At 58.2% G+C, this 15,915-nt stretch carries 16 protein-coding genes and 2 tRNA genes; 12 read left to right on the top strand and 6 right to left on the bottom strand.

Annotation, left to right across the window (positions count from 1 at the left end; all coding sequences use genetic code 11):
* Positions 1-183: 183 nt before the first annotated feature.
* The 5 genes from tldD (at position 184) to MWU51_RS03460 (ending at position 6,899) form a co-directional block, all read left to right on the top strand.
* Positions 184-1,608 (top strand): metalloprotease TldD, encoded by a 1,425-nt coding sequence (gene tldD, locus MWU51_RS03480; protein ID WP_247034742.1) that lies wholly within the window; start codon positions 184-186, stop codon positions 1,606-1,608.
* A gap of 121 nt (positions 1,609-1,729) precedes the next feature.
* A complete protein-coding gene (gene dprA, locus MWU51_RS03475; protein ID WP_247034740.1) occupies positions 1,730-2,905 on the top strand; it encodes a DNA-processing protein DprA in 1,176 nt (391 codons plus the stop codon).
* A 166-nt stretch (positions 2,906-3,071) separates the two neighbouring features.
* Positions 3,072-6,512 carry a pyruvate carboxylase gene (locus MWU51_RS03470; RefSeq protein WP_247034738.1) on the top strand — a complete coding sequence of 1,147 codons (3,441 nt, stop codon included), beginning with the start codon at positions 3,072-3,074 and terminating at the stop codon, positions 6,510-6,512.
* A gap of 190 nt (positions 6,513-6,702) precedes the next feature.
* Positions 6,703-6,777 (top strand) — tRNA-Gly (locus MWU51_RS03465).
* A 47-nt stretch (positions 6,778-6,824) separates the two neighbouring features.
* Positions 6,825-6,899 (top strand) — tRNA-Gly (locus MWU51_RS03460).
* A 145-nt stretch (positions 6,900-7,044) separates the two neighbouring features.
* Here the strand turns inward: MWU51_RS03460 and MWU51_RS03455 are convergent.
* Positions 7,045-7,383, bottom strand: a complete 339-nt coding sequence (locus MWU51_RS03455) for a helix-turn-helix transcriptional regulator (protein ID WP_247034736.1) — start codon at positions 7,381-7,383, stop codon at positions 7,045-7,047.
* A 253-nt stretch (positions 7,384-7,636) separates the two neighbouring features.
* Here MWU51_RS03455 and MWU51_RS03450 point away from each other — a divergent pair, with 253 nt between their 5' ends.
* From MWU51_RS03450 to hisH, 4 genes are all read left to right on the top strand, one after another.
* Positions 7,637-8,521, top strand: a complete 885-nt coding sequence (locus tag MWU51_RS03450; protein ID WP_247034734.1) for a LysR family transcriptional regulator — start codon at positions 7,637-7,639, stop codon at positions 8,519-8,521.
* 171 nt (positions 8,522-8,692) lie between these two features.
* Complete coding sequence (locus MWU51_RS03445; protein WP_247034732.1) at positions 8,693-9,409, top strand: hypothetical protein; 717 nt, start codon at positions 8,693-8,695, stop codon at positions 9,407-9,409.
* Between the two features lie 91 nt (positions 9,410-9,500).
* Positions 9,501-10,088, top strand: coding sequence for an imidazoleglycerol-phosphate dehydratase HisB (gene hisB, locus MWU51_RS03440; RefSeq protein ID WP_247034729.1), 588 nt, complete (start codon positions 9,501-9,503; stop codon positions 10,086-10,088).
* Positions 10,089-10,112: 24 nt separating this feature from the next.
* Positions 10,113-10,751, top strand: coding sequence for an imidazole glycerol phosphate synthase subunit HisH (hisH, locus tag MWU51_RS03435; protein ID WP_247034727.1), 639 nt, complete (start codon positions 10,113-10,115; stop codon positions 10,749-10,751).
* Between the two features lie 47 nt (positions 10,752-10,798).
* Here the strand turns inward: hisH and MWU51_RS03430 are convergent, their stop codons facing one another.
* Positions 10,799-11,182 carry a DUF2147 domain-containing protein gene (locus tag MWU51_RS03430; RefSeq protein WP_247034725.1) on the bottom strand — a complete coding sequence of 128 codons (384 nt, stop codon included), beginning with the start codon at positions 11,180-11,182 and terminating at the stop codon, positions 10,799-10,801.
* Positions 11,183-11,319: 137 nt separating this feature from the next.
* Here MWU51_RS03430 and hisA point away from each other — a divergent pair, with 137 nt between their 5' ends.
* Positions 11,320-12,036 (top strand): 1-(5-phosphoribosyl)-5-[(5-phosphoribosylamino)methylideneamino]imidazole-4-carboxamide isomerase, encoded by a 717-nt coding sequence (gene hisA, locus MWU51_RS03425; protein WP_247034724.1) that lies wholly within the window; start codon positions 11,320-11,322, stop codon positions 12,034-12,036.
* Here hisA and MWU51_RS03420 read toward each other — a convergent pair.
* Positions 12,033-12,476, bottom strand: coding sequence for a DUF302 domain-containing protein (locus MWU51_RS03420; RefSeq protein ID WP_247034723.1), 444 nt, complete (start codon positions 12,474-12,476; stop codon positions 12,033-12,035). The two genes, hisA and MWU51_RS03420, sit on opposite strands and share 4 nt — an antisense overlap.
* Before the next feature lie 101 nt (positions 12,477-12,577).
* On the opposite strand from MWU51_RS03420, the gene hisF reads away from it, so the two are divergent.
* On the top strand, positions 12,578-13,357 hold the full coding sequence (gene hisF / locus MWU51_RS03415) for an imidazole glycerol phosphate synthase subunit HisF (RefSeq protein ID WP_247034719.1): 780 nt from the start codon (positions 12,578-12,580) through the stop codon (positions 13,355-13,357).
* Positions 13,354-13,668, top strand: coding sequence for a phosphoribosyl-ATP diphosphatase (locus MWU51_RS03410; RefSeq protein ID WP_247034718.1), 315 nt, complete (start codon positions 13,354-13,356; stop codon positions 13,666-13,668). Before hisF ends, MWU51_RS03410 begins: the two co-directional genes overlap by 4 nt.
* Positions 13,669-13,752: 84 nt before the next feature.
* Here MWU51_RS03410 and MWU51_RS03405 read toward each other — a convergent pair whose 3' ends face one another.
* The 3 genes from MWU51_RS03405 to rlmB form a co-directional block, all read right to left on the bottom strand.
* A complete protein-coding gene (locus tag MWU51_RS03405; protein WP_247034717.1) occupies positions 13,753-14,205 on the bottom strand; it encodes a CoA-binding protein in 453 nt (150 codons plus the stop codon).
* A 226-nt stretch (positions 14,206-14,431) separates the two neighbouring features.
* Positions 14,432-14,905: a YHS domain-containing (seleno)protein gene (locus tag MWU51_RS03400; RefSeq protein WP_348646713.1), complete on the bottom strand. Its 474-nt coding sequence runs from the start codon at positions 14,903-14,905 to the stop codon at positions 14,432-14,434.
* A 69-nt stretch (positions 14,906-14,974) separates the two neighbouring features.
* Complete coding sequence (rlmB, locus tag MWU51_RS03395) at positions 14,975-15,760, bottom strand: 23S rRNA (guanosine(2251)-2'-O)-methyltransferase RlmB (protein ID WP_247034715.1); 786 nt, start codon at positions 15,758-15,760, stop codon at positions 14,975-14,977.
* Positions 15,761-15,915: the final 155 nt, after the last annotated feature.

The raw sequence follows: 15,915 nt of genomic DNA, 5'->3' as shown, positions 1-15,915 counted from the left end.
GGCGCGGCCTTTTTGCTGACCCTTTGGTCAACGCGGCGGCGGCTCGCTCATACCTCTCCCGAGCGCTGGCGCGGGATTCCTTGTTTCTCTTCGACGAGAAACCATATTAGAAAGCTGGGAACAAGGAAAAACCTTCTCAGGTTAAACAACAAAACCCACGTTTAGCGCTATTTCGAGGCCCCCATGACTGATGCTACATCGTTTCGCCCGTTTGAGACCCATCTGGATGCTGATAGCGCCCAACGCCTGCTGGCGGACGTGACCGTTGGCGCGGATGATGGCGAGTTGTTTCTGGAACGAATGCGATCCGAAGCGTTGGTCTTCGACGATGGGCGTTTGAAAACCGCAAGCTATGATGCATCCGAAGGGTTTGGGTTACGCGCGGTGCGCGGGGACACGACTGGATATGCGCATTCCTCCGAGATCAGCGAAGCGGCTTTGCAACGCGCTGCCGGTACCGCGCGTCTAGCGGTCGGTGAAGGGGGTGGAACCTGGGCCGACGCACCTGCTCGCACCAATCAGAAACTCTATACAGACGCCGATCCGATGGCGGATGCGGGTTTCGGTCTGAAAATCGAGACCCTGCGCGAGATCGACGCATTCGCCCGCGACCTTGATCCCCGAGTAGTGCAAGTATCCGCGACGATTGCCGCGAGCCTGCAAGAGGTTCACATCCTGCGTCCCGATGGTGCGCTGGTCTCCGATACACGCCCGATGACACGGCTGAACATCTCGGTCATTGTTGAAAAGGACGGACGACGCGAAAGCGGCTCGTCTGGCGGTGGTGGTCGCGCGGGTCTGACGGGGTTGATGGAACCAGCAACTTGGCAAGCCACGGCCCGCGAAGCGCTGCGTATTGCGCTGGTGAACCTTGACGCGGTCCCAGCCCCCGCAGGTGTGATGGATGTGGTGCTGGGCAATGGCTGGCCCGGCATTCTGTTGCACGAGGCCGTGGGCCATGGACTGGAAGGCGATTTCAACCGCAAGGGCACATCAGCTTTTTCAGGTCTTGTGGGCACGCAGGTCGCCGCCAAAGGAGTGACTGTGGTCGATGACGGCACCTTGCCCGACCGGCGCGGATCACTCTCGGTGGATGACGAAGGCACGCCGACCGGCCGCGCAGTCCTGATCGAGGACGGCATGCTGGTCGGTTATATGCAGGACCGTCAGAACGCCCGCCTTATGGGTGTTGCACCGACCGGCAATGGCCGTCGACAAAGCTATGCCCACGCTCCGATGCCACGGATGACCAACACGATCATGGAAAGCGGCACCGCTACCCCCCAAGAGGTTTTGGGCGAGTTGAAAGACGGTATCTATGCGGTTGGATTCGGTGGCGGTCAAGTTGACATCACAAATGGCAAGTTCGTGTTCAGCTGTACCGAGGCTTACCGCGTCGAAGGCGGCAAAGTCTGCGCGCCTGTAAAAGGTGCGACATTGATCGGAGATGGTCCTGCCGCGATGAAGCAAATTCGCGCCATTGGTAATGACATGGCAATGGACCCCGGCATAGGCACCTGTGGAAAAGCGGGGCAATCGGTACCTGTGGGCGTCGGCCAACCCTCGCTGTTGATCGGCGGATTAACGGTTGGGGGTTCGGCGGCGTAATCCCTGACCGATCACGTGCCTAATACAAGCCAGTCTGCATCAGGATTTCCTGATGGACTGACGTTAGGGTGACGTTAACCACTTAGGGCGCATGGTTAACTCGCAAGAGACGGAATCAATCATGCCCCTGAAAATATCACCTTCCCTAACGCACCCCACCCCCTCACCTCAGTCTGTGGAAGATGAATTGGCGTGGATCCGTCTCTTGCGCTCGCGCCGTGTTGGGGTTGCGACTTTCTTTCGGCTGTTGGCCGAACATGGCTCGGCGCAAGAAGCGCTGCGCGCATTGCCCGACGTCGCCGCCAACGCGGGCGTTAACGACTATGCCCCCTGCCCGCTTGATGAAGCCGAAGCCGAACATCGCCGTGCGCGTTTTGCCGGGGCCAAGATGATCACATGGGGTACGCCGGCTTACCCAGAACTTCTTTCAGAAATCCCAGACCCACCGCCCTTCATCTGGGCGATGGGCGATACTTCTCTGCTGCATCGTCCAATGGTGGCGCTGATCGGGGCGCGCAATGCGTCCTCGATCGGGTTGCGCATGGCCCGCAAACTGTCCCGTGACCTGAGTGAGGCCGGATTTATCATCGTTTCCGGACTGGCACGCGGTGTGGACACAGTGGCGCACGAAGTCGCATTGGACGCAGGCCACACGGTGGCCGTAATGGCGGGCGGCGTTGACGTGATATATCCCAAAGACAACACCGATCTGGCCGAAGATATCGCCCGCAAGGGGCTTCGCTTGTCGGAACAACCACCGGGTCTGACCCCGCAAGCCCGCCATTTCCCCCGTCGTAACAGGCTGATTTCAGGATTGGCTCGGGCCGTGGTGGTCGTGGAAGCAGCAGCCAAATCCGGGTCTTTGATCACGGCGCGCAACGCATTGGATCAAGGGCGCGATGTGCTGGCCGTGCCGGGACATCCGTTTGACGCTCGCGCATCAGGCTGCAACTTTCTTATTCGCGACGGGGCGGCGCTTGTCCGTGGCGCGCAAGACGTGATTGACGCGATTAGTCCGGCAGAAGCAACCGATGTCATATCTACCCAGCCTGCCCTCACTCCGCAGGTCGACTTGCACAAGCCTCAAGACAAAAGAACCCTGTCACAAACCGCTGATTTGCACAGCCAGATCCTGGCCCGTCTTGGCCCAAGTCCCTTGGCCGAAGATCAGTTGATCCGGGATTTGGGCGACCAGACAGGCGCCGGGTCAGGCGACATCCTGCCCGAACTGGTCAATTTGGAGCTTGAGGGGCGAATCACACGCCAGCCTGGTGGCTTGCTGTCCCGATCACGGTAGAATCACAATTCGCGGGCACCTCATCTGCGCATAATTGGTAATTTTTTATTACCAATTATGCGTTAAACCTTACCGAATTCTTACAAACCCTATTGCGCTGCAATGCAGCACAGCCTACGACTTTCACCCAAATCGGCATATTGGGCCTGACAAGGGGGAGAGTGAGATGCAGGAATTTCAGAAAATCCTGATCGCCAACCGGGGCGAGATCGCCATTCGCGTGATGCGCGCGGCCAACGAAATGGGCAAGAAGACCGTTGCTGTCTATGCGGAAGAAGACAAGCTGGGCTTGCATCGGTTCAAGTCGGACGAAGCCTATCGCATCGGCGAAGGCATGGGCCCTGTTGCCGCCTATCTTTCGATTGATGAAATTATCCGCGTCGCGCGCGAATGCGGCGCTGATGCGATCCATCCCGGCTACGGCCTGCTGTCAGAAAACCCTGATTTTGTAGATGCCTGTGATGCCAATGGCATCACTTTCATCGGTCCCAAGGCCGCCACCATGCGCGCGTTGGGTGACAAAGCCTCGGCTCGCAAAGTTGCAATTGATGCGGGTGTTCCCGTCATCCCCGCCACCGAAGTCTTGGGCGACGATATGAAGGCGATCCGAAAGGAAGCGGAAAGTGTCGGCTATCCCCTAATGCTGAAAGCCAGCTGGGGCGGCGGCGGGCGCGGGATGCGCCCGATCCACGGTCCGGACGAGTTAGAGGAAAAAGTGTTGGAAGGCCGGCGCGAGGCGGAAGCCGCCTTCGGCAATGGCGAGGGTTATCTGGAAAAGATGATCACCCGCGCCCGCCATGTCGAGGTGCAGATCCTGGGCGACAGCCACGGCAACATCTATCACCTTTACGAACGTGACTGCTCGGTCCAGCGCCGCAATCAGAAGGTCGTCGAACGCGCACCTGCCCCCTATCTGTCAGAAGCGCAGCGCGAAGAGCTGTGCGAACTTGGCCGTAAGATCTGCTCTCACGTGAATTACGAATGCGCCGGCACGGTTGAGTTCCTGATGGATATGGAGACCGGCAAATTCTACTTCATCGAAGTGAATCCCCGCGTACAGGTCGAACACACCGTGACCGAAGAAGTGACCGGTATCGACATCGTGCAGGCGCAGATCCTGATCGCCGAGGGTAAATCGCTGTCCGAAGCGACCGGCAAGGCCAGCCAGTATGACATCCGCCTGAACGGCCATGCGCTGCAAACCCGTGTGACTACAGAAGATCCGCAAAACAACTTTATCCCAGATTATGGCCGCATCACTGCATACCGCTCGGCAACCGGCATGGGTATTCGTCTGGATGGTGGAACGGCTTACGCAGGCGGCGTGATCACGCGGTATTATGACAGCCTTCTGACCAAGGTGACGGCCTGGGCACAGACGCCCGAGAAAGCCATCGCTCGGATGGACCGTGCCTTGCGAGAATTTCGTGTGCGTGGCGTGTCGACCAACATCGCCTTTGTCGAAAATCTGCTGAAGCACCCAACTTTTCTGAACAATCAATATACGACGAAATTCATCGACGAAACGCCAGAGCTTTTCAAGTTCTCCAAGCGGCGGGATCGCGGCACGAAGGTCTTGACCTACATCGCAGACATCACCGTGAACGGTCACCCGGAAACACAAGGGCGCGTCGCCCCCCACAGCGACCTGAAGCTACCGAAACCTCCCGCTTTGCGTACACAACCCACGGCAGGCACACGCACTCTGTTAGAGGCTCAAGGGCCGCAAGCCGTGGCGGACTGGATGAAGGCGCAGAAAAAACTGTTGATCACCGACACCACGATGCGCGACGGCCACCAGTCCCTGCTGGCCACGCGGATGCGCTCGATTGACATGATCAAGGTGGCACCCGCCTACGCGGCCAACCTGCCCGAGCTGTTTTCTGTCGAATGCTGGGGTGGCGCCACCTTCGACGTGGCCTATCGGTTTTTGCAAGAATGCCCGTGGCAACGTCTGCGCGACCTGCGCGAAGCGATGCCCAATCTGATGACGCAGATGCTTTTGCGGGCATCCAACGGTGTGGGTTACACCAATTACCCCGACAACGTGGTTCAGGCTTTCGTACAACAAGCTGCACTCACCGGAATTGACGTGTTTCGCGTCTTCGACTCGCTTAACTGGGTTGAAAATATGCGCGTTGCGATGGATGCGGTGGTCGCCTCGGGCAAGATCTGCGAGGGCACGATCTGCTACACGGGCGATATCCTTGACCCAGATCGCGCCAAATACGACCTGAATTACTATGTCGGTATGGCGAAAGAGCTGGAAGCAGCGGGTGCTCACGTGTTGGGTCTAAAGGACATGGCGGGACTTTTGAAGCCCGCTGCTGCTCGCGTGCTGGTCAAGGCGTTGAAGGACGAAGTCGGCTTGCCGATCCATTTCCACACCCATGACACGTCGGGCATTGCCGGGGCGACCATTCTGGCGGCAGCCGATGCTGGGGTTGACGCCGTCGATGCCGCGATGGACGCGTTCTCGGGCGGCACGTCGCAAGCCTGTCTGGGGTCCATCGTCGAGGCGCTGGACAACACCGACCGTGACACCGGGCTGGATATCGGGGCTATCCGCGAGATCTCTAACTATTGGGAAGGCGCGCGCGCGCAATACACGGCCTTTGAAAGCGGGCTGGCCGCACCAGCCTCGGAGGTCTATCTGCACGAGATGCCTGGCGGACAATTCACCAATCTAAAGGCGCAGGCGCGGTCGCTGGGCCTTGAAGAACGCTGGCACGAGGTGGCGCAGACCTATGCGGATGTGAACCAGATGTTTGGTGATATCGTGAAGGTCACGCCATCCTCGAAAGTCGTTGGTGACATGGCATTGATGATGGTCAGCCAAGGCTTGACCCGGGCGGAGGTCGAAGACCCCAAGACTGACGTCGCCTTTCCCGAGAGCGTAGTGGATATGATGCGCGGTAACCTGGGCCAACCCCCCGGCGGGTTCCCAAAAACGATTGTGAAGAAAGTGCTGAAGGGTGAAGAGCCCAACACAGAGCGCCCCGGCAAACACCTGAAGCCCGTCGATCTGGAAGCCACCCGCGCCAGCCTGTCAAAAGAGCTTGAGGGGCTGCCTATCGACGACGAGGATCTGAACGGATATCTGATGTATCCCAAGGTGTTTCTGGATTACATGGGCCGTCATCGTCAATACGGCCCGGTGCGCACCTTACCTACGAAAACCTTCTTTTATGGGATGGAGCCGGGCGAGGAAATCTCGACCGAGATCGACCCCGGCAAGACACTGGAAATCCGTCTTCAAGCCGTGGGCGAAACCAACGAAGACGGCGAGGTCAAAGTGTTCTTTGAACTCAACGGGCAACCGCGTGTTATTCGCGTGGCGAACCGGTTGGTAAAAGCGTCGACAACAAAACGCCCTAAGGCAGAAGAAGGCAATGGCGCCCATGTGGGCGCACCAATGCCTGGCGTGGTGGCTACGGTTTCGGTGGCCGCGGGACAACCGGTGCGCGAAGGTGATCTTTTGTTGACCATCGAGGCAATGAAGATGGAAACCGGCATCCATGCCGAACGCGACGCAACGGTCAAAGCCGTGCATGTGCAACCTGGCGGACAGATCGACGCAAAGGATCTGATGATCGAGCTGGAGTAATCACTTCGACAATCATGTCTTGGGGCGGCCATCACTGGCGGCCCCTTCTTCGTTACCGCTAGGCTTTGGTGCCTTAGCTGTCAGCAAAACAGCGCAAGAGTCCCTTTTAAGATGAGAATTTCACCTTTTAGTGCTATTTTTCCCTTGCAGCCTTGCGTGGGATTTCATATCTCACGGCTCACCGAAGGATGCGGGCGTAGCTCAGGGGTAGAGCATAACCTTGCCAAGGTTAGGGTCGGGCGTTCGAATCGCCTCGCCCGCTCCAATCGGTTACCCGGTTCGACTTACCCAGTCGAACAAACCCATCAGGATGCGGGCGTAGCTCAGGGGTAGAGCATAACCTTGCCAAGGTTAGGGTCGGGCGTTCGAATCGCCTCGCCCGCTCCAATGGGAATTCTCGGACAGATAAAGCTTACAACAGGCGTGCCTGTAGCGGCGTCTGGTTAAGCGTGACCAAAAGAAAAAGGGACGCGCATCGCACGTCCCCCTTTCCACCACGTCCCTTCCCCCTCAGAAAGGTAGTGCTATTTGTTCAGGCGCTCAGCGACTGGCGGTTGGCCAGTTCGTGGATCATAGATTGGATCTGGTTGCGCACCTTTACGTCCTGAATTGATGACAACGCCTGCGCGGCTTTCGCCGTGCGTTCATCCATGGCTTCGTCTTCTGACGTTCCGGCTTCAGCCAGACCTTCGAAGAAATACCCCGGTTGAACATTCAAGAGCTGTGCAATTTCGAACATTTTGCTGGCCGAGACACGATTGTATCCCGTTTCGTACTTTTGAAGCTGTTGAAACGAAAGCCCCAACTGCTCCGCCACTTTTACCTGAGTGAGACCGCGCAGCAGACGGACTTCTCTGATTTTCTTACCCACATGGACATCGACTGGATGGACCATTTTCTCACCATTTAATTGCTTCCCGTTAAACGAGAATGTCAGGTTTCACCCAGAGACCCAAGTGATGAGTCGTGCACGGTTCGGTTGCAAAAATGCACCCATGATGTATTATTTCTTTACCCGTGGTCCTAAATAACAATTTCCAAACGACTTTTTCTGCAATAGGCTGTTTGGGCCAACTTGAATTCTATTGCGGAAACAGTTTGGTGATGGCGGTTTGGGTGCAAAAATGATCAATCGAAGCAGCCCTGCCCTTTTGTTTGAGATGCTACGCTCCTTTGCATCTTTGGCGCGCACATTGAACCTTTCCGAATCCGTTCGCGAGCTTGACAGCACCCGGCAAACCGTCCGCCGCCACATTGCTTCACTGGAAAGCTACAAAGGCTGCAAGCTGTTTAGCTTTGACAATAGACAGTACCAGCTCACCGAAGACGGTAAGAACGCTTTACGCGAAGCTGAGGAATTGATCGCCCGTGGTGACGCCTGGCTGCACGACGAAAGCAAGCATGTAAATGAGCTTTACTATCTTGGGATGCAGATCGGGGATGTGCCCTACTACCTGCAGCAACATCCACTGACCGCCATCTGGGATATGGGCTCACCGCTAATCCAGTTCGGCTTTCATGCCTGGGCGGGGTCGGAAGGCGCACTTGAAAGCCCTGTGCTTGCCCCCCTGCGACCCTATTTAATGGTGTTTCGCTATAACGAGGACAATGGCGACTGGATCTGTACCGAAGTTGGGGAAAAGTCATCCTATGCCACATGGTTCGGGTGGGAAAAATACAGGTCATCAGTTGGCAAGGGTATTGCCAATCTGCCCGGCGGGCCCGGGTTTGCAAATCTACTGGCAAAACCATTTCACGATATCGCAACCACGCGGGGCATTCGTCTGGATCACATCCACACACGTATCGGGCATGGCGAAGACAACACGCTGAAGGCCATCAGCTATCAGCGGCTGGCGATGGCCTGTCGGTTCGCTGATGGCGAGTTCGCCCTTGCCACCCTGATCGACCGTACCCGGAACGTGCAGATCGCCAATCTGAGTGACGAGGATCGCGACGCCATGGACGCCGATCTAACTATGAAGGACATTCCACCCGACATGGCCTAAATTTATGGCTACCTTCGCGTCGCAACGGGCCGAAAAAAGGTTCGAAATGTGTCACATTATGCTCATAATTCTGCCTAATTTCCCGTAAATCGCGAAAAATCGCAAATCGATTCGAAATGTTTCCCGCATAGGTTAAGATTCCCCTGGACCACGAGCACATGGGAGACCCAAATGACCATTCATGACACTTTTGCGGGGGCACAATATGTGACCGCGATCCTCGACATGGCCAGCGAACATGGCATGGTGATTGAGATGGGGTCAGATTTCGATCTGTACGAAAGCCACATCAACACCCATCGCACACACCAGCCACTGGGTCTGCCGTTTGATCCAAAACTCCATGATATGAACGAAGATACCGGCTTCTGGATTGTTGGCTGGAACGAAAACGGTGAACTGGTTCACACACAGGCAATGCGTCTGTTTGATTTGGGCGGTTTGGCCTTGTCGGACTATCTGGACAAACGGTTTGTCGACTTTCCGCCCACGGGTCTGGACCTTGACCTTGATCGGTGCTGCTACAAGCCGGGTCCCGGTGCAAAACGTATCAGGGGAAAAACGGTCTACCACGGCGAACTGTGGGTGAAAGGCGATGACCGCTATCGCGGCACCGGATTACCTGGACTGCTGGCGCGGTTTGCGCTGGCCACCTGCGTGCTGCGCTGGTCGCCCGACCATATCTTTGGCTTCATGCCCGAACGCTATGCCTTTCGTGGGCTGGCCGAACGTGAAGGGTATATGCACACCGATCCTGGCGCTCTGGCCTGGTATCCCAAAGGCAGCAATACGGCTTTGAAGGGTTTCATGACCTATATGGGGCGCGATGATTTGAGCCATCTAATCTCGCTCTGCCCACATGATTTCATGCTGTCACAAGCCGCGTGATTGCCACACCCCGATGGGGTTGGAATTTGCTACCTTCCCCGCGCAGAACTGCGCGCCTATAAGGGGCGCAGACAGAAAAAGGACGACCTGAATGCGGCGCGCAAAAATCACCCGCAAGACTGCGGAAACCGAGATTTCGGTCGAGGTCAACCTCGACGGAACCGGCGCTTACGATAACCAGACTGGCGTGGGATTCTTTGATCACATGCTGGACCAGCTCTCGCGCCATTCACTGATCGACTTAACTGTGCGTGCCAAGGGCGATCTGCACATCGACGACCACCACACGGTCGAAGACACCGGCATCGCGCTGGGGCAAGCTCTGACGCAGGCGCTTGGTGACAAGAAGGGCATCCGTCGCTATGGCGAATGCCACCTGCCGATGGACGACGCACAGGTGCGGGCAGCACTCGACCTGTCGGGACGCCCTTATCTGGTGTGGAACATGGAGTTCGCCGCCCCGAAGATCGGCACGTTCGACACCGAGTTGGTGCGCGAGTTCTTTCAGGCGCTGGCGACCCATGGCGGCATCACGCTGCATGTGGACCAGTTGCACGGCTTCAACGCCCACCACGTGGCCGAGGCAGGCTTCAAGGCCGTCGCCCGTGCGTTGCGTTTGGCTGTAGAAACTGATCCGCGCAAAGCGGACGCAATTCCTTCGACCAAAGGCGCGCTTTAAGCCGCTATATCCCCGGAGCATCCCATGCTGACCGTGATCATCGACTATGACAGCGGCAACCTGCACTCGGCCGAAAAAGCGTTTCAGCGTATGGCGGCAGAGACCCACGCGGGCAAGGTGATCGTCACCACCCGCCCCGAAGACGTGGCCCGCGCCGACCGCATCGTTCTGCCCGGCGACGGGGCGTTTCCGGCCTGCCGCCAGCAACTGTCGGACCATCGCGGCATCTACGAAGCGTTGGAAGAGGCGGTGATACGGCAAGCTCGTCCCTTCATGGGAATTTGCGTCGGCATGCAAATGCTGGCCACGGTCAGTCACGAATATCAGGACACGAGCGGGTTTGACTGGATCAAGGGCCATGTGCGCAAGATCACCCCGTCAGACCCGAAGCTGAAAGTGCCCCATATGGGCTGGAATGATCTGGTGATCGACCACGAACATCCGGTGCTGGAGGGTGTCAAAACGGGCGACCACGCCTATTTCGTGCACTCCTATCATTTCGTGGTGGATGATATCACGCATCGGCTGGCGCACTGCGACTACGCAGGCGACATCACGGCCATTGTGGGCCGCGACAACCTGATTGGAATGCAGTTCCACCCGGAAAAAAGCCAGTCGGCCGGGCTTCGGATGATCGCCAATTTTCTAAGCTGGAAACCATAGAAGAAAGGGCGCTGAAACAGCGCCCTCCTCGTCCTGTTTCAATTCGCTTACTTCACCCGTGACCAGGTTTGTTTCTTGCAGAACACCGCCACGCAGCCTTCAACCTTCAGGCTGTTGCCGGACAGCGTCATCTTGGACTTGAAGACCTTGCCGGTTGAAGGCTGCCAAATCTTGCCACCGGAATACTTGCCGCCACTATTCGGCTGCATGTCCCAGACCAGCCGCTTGCCGATATTGTCGGACTTGATCGGCCCGTCTGCGTTGAAGGCCTTGGAAATCACACCACAGATCGCGGACCCGCATTTCGACATCGTGACATGTGCGTAATTCCCGTCATCCACCTGCGTTTTCCACACGCCTTCCACGGCATCCGCAAAGGCGGGGGCTGCCATACCAACACTCAGCGCAAGCGCCATTAACATACGTTTCATTCATTCCTCCCTGAATCTGGAAATATCCTGACCCCGAGAAACCGTTCATGGCAAGTGTGACGTGACGGGAGGGGCGGCTTGGCAAGCCGCGACTTCCATGCAAAAAGCACCAAAAGCACCAAACATCGGAGCCTACCATGATCCTTTATCCCGCCATCGACCTGAAAGACGGCCAATGCGTGCGCCTTTTGCGCGGCGAGATGGAGGCGGCCACCGTCTTTAACGACGACCCGGCGGCTCAGGCGCGGGCATTTCAGGATGCGGGCTGCGAGTGGATTCACCTCGTCGATCTGAACGGCGCCTTCGCAGGTGAACCGGTGAACGGCGCTGCGGTCGAAGCGATCCTTGCCGCCATCGACGTCCCCGCCCAGCTGGGCGGCGGCATCCGAGACATGGCGACCATCGAAGGCTGGATTGAAAAGGGCTTGTCGCGTGTCATCCTCGGCACGGTGGCCGTCGAAAACCCGGACCTCGTGCGCGAAGCCGCGCGCGCCTTTCCCGGCAAGGTTGCCGTGGGGATCGATGCGCGCAACGGTCGCGTTGCCACCAAGGGCTGGGCCGAGGAAACCGACGTAATGGTCACCGACCTTGCCAAATCGTTCGAGGACGCTGGCGTCGCGGCCATCATCTATACCGACATCAACCGCGACGGCGCGATGCAAGGCCCGAATGTGGAAGCCACCGCCGCCCTCGCCCGCGCGGTTTCAATCCCGGTGATCGCAAGTGGCGGCGTCAGCTCTCTGGCTGACCTCATTGCCTTGCGCGATTGTGGCGCATCACTGAACGGTGCAATCTCGGGCCGGGCGCTTTATGACGGGGCCATTGACCTGAGGGACGCCCTGGCCGCACTCTAACCGCCCGCAGCAGCCGCGGTCAGCTTGTCCAGCGCACCCTCCATCATGCCGACATAGGGTGCGTCACCTGCGATGCCGAACTCCCCCAGCATGTCGGCGGGCGCTTCATAGGCTAGCCAGACCGCGCCATCGGCATCCTCATACACCAGCACCCGCAGCGGCAGCATCAATCCGGCCAGCGGGTCATCCTGCATCGCCGGCGTGCCAAGTTTGGGGTTTCCAAACACCAGAAGCTGCGAGGCCCCAAGCTCCATATCCACCGACGCAGCGCCGCCAGCATGATCGACGCGCGCGAATACGGTTGCACCTGCGTTTCCAACGGCGGCCTCCAACGCATCCATCGTGTCAGGAACGGTGCCGGATGCGGGCACTTTCACAATCTCTGACATCGCCGGCAGGGCGACCATCGACACAAGTGTTGCAAGGGTGAGTTTCATCATGGGGCAATTCCTTTAAATCAGGTTCGAATGCGACAATGCTCTGGCCAGTTGGGGCTTGAACAAATAAAACAAACCGTGATCAGCCAAGGACCGCGCAGAAAATGCTGAAGACCCGCATCATACCTTGCCTCGACGTGGCCGAGGGCCGCACGGTGAAAGGTGTCAACTTCGTCGATCTAATCGACGCGGGCGACCCTGTGGAACAGGCGCGCGCCTATGATGCCGCCGGGGCCGATGAACTCTGCTTCCTCGACATCAAGGCGACCCATGAAAACCGCGGCACGATGTATGACCTTGCGACGCGCACGGCAGAGCAGTGTTTCATGCCGCTGACCATTGGCGGCGGCGTGCGCAGCCCCGAAGACGTCCGCGATCTGCTATTGGCTGGTGCCGATAAGGTCAGCTTCAACTCGGCCGCCGTCGCTGACCCGGACGTGATTGCGCGGGCGGCTGATCGGTTCGGCAGCCAGTGCATCGTGGTGGCTATCGACGCCAAGACCGTTGCGCCGGGCAAATGGGGTATCTTCACCCATGGGGGCCGCAAACCCGCGCTGGACGCGAACGGCGACCCGATCGACGCGGTCGCGTTCGCCGAGCTGATGGAAGCCAAGGGCGCGGGCGAGATCCTTCTGACCTCGATGGACCGTGACGGCACCCGCGCAGGTTTCAACCTCCCCCTAACCCGCGCGATCTCGGACGCGGTGCACGTGCCCGTCATCGCAAGCGGCGGCGTGGGCACGCTCGATCACCTCGTCGAAGGTGTGACCGAAGGCGGCGCAAGCGCCGTGCTGGCAGCGTCCATTTTCCATTTCGGCGACTACACCATCCGCGAGGCCAAGGAACACATGGCCGCCGCGGGCATCCCGATGAGGTTGACATGAGCATTCTCACCCACCTCGCCGCCACGATCGAGGCGCGCAAAAGCGCCGATCCCAAAACCTCTTGGACCGCAAAACTGCTGTCGAAAGGCCCGGAAAAATGTGCTGAAAAATTTGGGGAAGAGGCCGTTGAGGCCATCATCGCCGCCGTCAAAGACGACCGCGAAAACCTGACCGCCGAAGCCGCCGATGTCCTCTACCACCTGCTAGTCATGCTCACCGCCCGCGACATTCCTTTTGCCGACGTACTGGCAGAACTCGAACGTCGCGACGGCACGTCCGGCATCGCGGAAAAAGCCGCTCGCACCGACTGACCTCTGTTTCTTCTGGCCAAAAATACCCGGGGTGAGCGGCCCCCCGCCGCGAGGGGCAGCGCCCTTCAGGCTCACGAAGTGAGCCTACCCGACCAATTCATCCAGCGCCGCATCGCCGAACAGGCGTGGATATTCGATCTTGGGGCAACGATTTTCGATCACGACAACACCTTTGGCCTCGGCTTGAGCGCGGGCTTCGGCATTCTCCACCCCCAACTGCATCCAAACGGTCTTCAATCCCGGCAAGGCCTTCAGCGCGGCATCCACAATCGGTGCCACGGCATCTGATCGGCGGAATAGGTCAATCATGTCAGTCTCTGGCGGCAACTCGTCAACCGTCGCCACAACCGTTTCGCCAAACATGACCTGCCCGGCTAGCCCTGGATTGACACCAATCACACGATATCCTTTTTCGGCCAGAAATGCGGCGACCCCGTGGCTTGCGCGTTCCGGCTTATGGGACAGGCCGACCAACCCGATCACGCGGGTCGAGGTCAGAATAGATTTCAGGCGGGTATCTGTATCATTGTGCGTCATGCATGACAGATAGGCCAGCGTGCGATGCTTTCCAATCCCTCACCTCACAACTGCTACGAAAAATGCGCCCGAAACCAAAAGGCCGGGCGCAAGTTGGTGGAACGAGGGACAGTGAAATGAGAAATCGGGCGTTCCACAGCCCGCTCTCGTTAAACAAATATGTGCAAACCCAGTTTTGGGAAGGGATTGTAAAGAACTTGTGAACTCTCGGCCGGGAAGCCGAGCCTTACTCGCTCAGCACACCCGGCCAGAACGAATCCGCTTTGGCGATAAAGCCGGGAACATCCGCCAACCACAATTCGCGCACGCCAAGGCTGAAATTCAGATACAGCCGACCGTCATAAATCGTCCAGGCTTCGGGCACGGTAGGTGCAATCTGCCCCTGGCTCATTGCATAAGCGCAGTAGCCACCATATTGCGGCGCATACCGCATCGGGTCATCGGCAAACATCGCTCGGTGTTCATCATTGGCAAATAAAACGGTGACACCGTTGTGATCAAAGGCAAAATCGGGTGACCCGGGCATCGGTGAATCTGTCGTGAAATAGGCAACCGGGTCATGCCCATCCCACGCCACCCCGTCCTCGATGTAAACGGCAGAGGCCGCAGCCCAAGCGCGTGGCGCACCGACCCCCAAGGCCATTGGCGCAGCAAGCAATCCCGACAAAGCATGTCGGCGCGAAATGATCATCTTCTTCATGTGGCACCCCTCCACACCCCTATCAGAGCACTATCTGCAGAAAAAACCACCCTCCTCAAGGGGAAGTGATCATCGGGTCGCTCGTGTGCGAGAAAGCGCCACTGCCGCCGCGTTCGAGACGTTGAGCGATCCGAAATCCCGTGCAAACGGTATTTTGACCAGTTGATCACATGTCGCTTTGGTTTTGTCGCGAAGACCTGGCCCTTCTGCACCGAGCACCAGCGCGACCGGCCTGTCCGGATGGTCATCAAGTGCCGCATCCAACGTCGTATCAGCTTCGCCATCAAGGCCTAGGATGACAAACCCCATCTCGCGCAACTCGACCATCGTGTCGGTCAGATTGCGGATCCGCAGATAGGGCTGTCGTTCTAACGCACCTGATGCCGTCTTGGCCAGCGCACCGGTTTCCGGCGCTGACCCGCGCGCTGTTCCAATCACTGCACTTGCGCCAAACACCTCGGCAGAGCGTAGGATCGCGCCCACGTTATGCGGATCGGTCACACGATCCAGCAGTACGACGATCGGCAAACCACCTGCTCCGCCCATGACCTGTTCAGCAAAATTACCCCAGGTAAGCGGCTTGACTTCAAGTGCCGCTCCCTGATGCACCGAATTGGGGTCAAGCGGCGCTGAAAACTTCCGGGCATCGGCAATCTCGGGCTCCATTCCCGAAACGACAATGGCGTCCGCCAGCTTGTCAGCCGCATTCTTTGTCACGATCAGGCGCAACCGATTTCGATCCGGGTTCATCAGCGCATCACGCACCGCGTGAAGCCCGAACAGCCAAACGGTTTCGGCCTCGGCATCGCGCCGCGCTTTTTCTTTCTGAACCACCCATTTCGGCTTTTTTGTCATGCGGTTTGCCCTTCTTTTCGCAAGGCCCGGACAATGCGACCATTGAGACGGCGAGGCAAGGGCAGATAGGTAACAGATGGTCGGCAGATGGGCGAATTTTCGTATTGACCCTTCGGCGCGGGCGGGATAATCAGCCCCACATTCGGCGCAATGTG

The sequence above is a fragment of the Aliiroseovarius sp. F47248L genome, assembly GCF_023016085.1.
In the GTDB taxonomy this organism is placed as follows: Bacteria; Pseudomonadota; Alphaproteobacteria; order Rhodobacterales; family Rhodobacteraceae; genus Aliiroseovarius.
The sequence above is the reverse complement of the archived record's forward strand: the minus strand, read 5'-3'. Positions and strand labels throughout refer to the sequence as shown.

What these genes read in the sequence shown, in the direction of transcription:
- MWU51_RS03410 (WP_247034718.1), top strand. Translation starts at nt 13,354, where the DNA reads ATGAGCATTCTCACCCACCTCGCCGCCACGATCGAGGCGCGCAAAAGC.
- dprA (WP_247034740.1), top strand. Translation starts at nt 1,730, where the DNA reads ATGCCCCTGAAAATATCACCTTCCCTAACGCACCCCACCCCCTCACCT.
- hisA (WP_247034724.1), top strand. Translation starts at nt 11,320, where the DNA reads ATGATCCTTTATCCCGCCATCGACCTGAAAGACGGCCAATGCGTGCGC.
- hisH (WP_247034727.1), top strand. Translation starts at nt 10,113, where the DNA reads ATGCTGACCGTGATCATCGACTATGACAGCGGCAACCTGCACTCGGCC.
- MWU51_RS03405 (WP_247034717.1), bottom strand. Translation starts at nt 14,205, where the DNA reads ATGACGCACAATGATACAGATACCCGCCTGAAATCTATTCTGACCTCG.
- MWU51_RS03430 (WP_247034725.1), bottom strand. Translation starts at nt 11,182, where the DNA reads ATGAAACGTATGTTAATGGCGCTTGCGCTGAGTGTTGGTATGGCAGCC.
- tldD (WP_247034742.1), top strand. Translation starts at nt 184, where the DNA reads ATGACTGATGCTACATCGTTTCGCCCGTTTGAGACCCATCTGGATGCT.
- MWU51_RS03400 (WP_348646713.1), bottom strand. Translation starts at nt 14,905, where the DNA reads ATGAAGAAGATGATCATTTCGCGCCGACATGCTTTGTCGGGATTGCTT.
- hisF (WP_247034719.1), top strand. Translation starts at nt 12,578, where the DNA reads ATGCTGAAGACCCGCATCATACCTTGCCTCGACGTGGCCGAGGGCCGC.
- hisB (WP_247034729.1), top strand. Translation starts at nt 9,501, where the DNA reads ATGCGGCGCGCAAAAATCACCCGCAAGACTGCGGAAACCGAGATTTCG.
- MWU51_RS03450 (WP_247034734.1), top strand. Translation starts at nt 7,637, where the DNA reads ATGATCAATCGAAGCAGCCCTGCCCTTTTGTTTGAGATGCTACGCTCC.
- MWU51_RS03420 (WP_247034723.1), bottom strand. Translation starts at nt 12,476, where the DNA reads ATGATGAAACTCACCCTTGCAACACTTGTGTCGATGGTCGCCCTGCCG.
- MWU51_RS03470 (WP_247034738.1), top strand. Translation starts at nt 3,072, where the DNA reads ATGCAGGAATTTCAGAAAATCCTGATCGCCAACCGGGGCGAGATCGCC.
- MWU51_RS03445 (WP_247034732.1), top strand. Translation starts at nt 8,693, where the DNA reads ATGACCATTCATGACACTTTTGCGGGGGCACAATATGTGACCGCGATC.
- rlmB (WP_247034715.1), bottom strand. Translation starts at nt 15,760, where the DNA reads ATGACAAAAAAGCCGAAATGGGTGGTTCAGAAAGAAAAAGCGCGGCGC.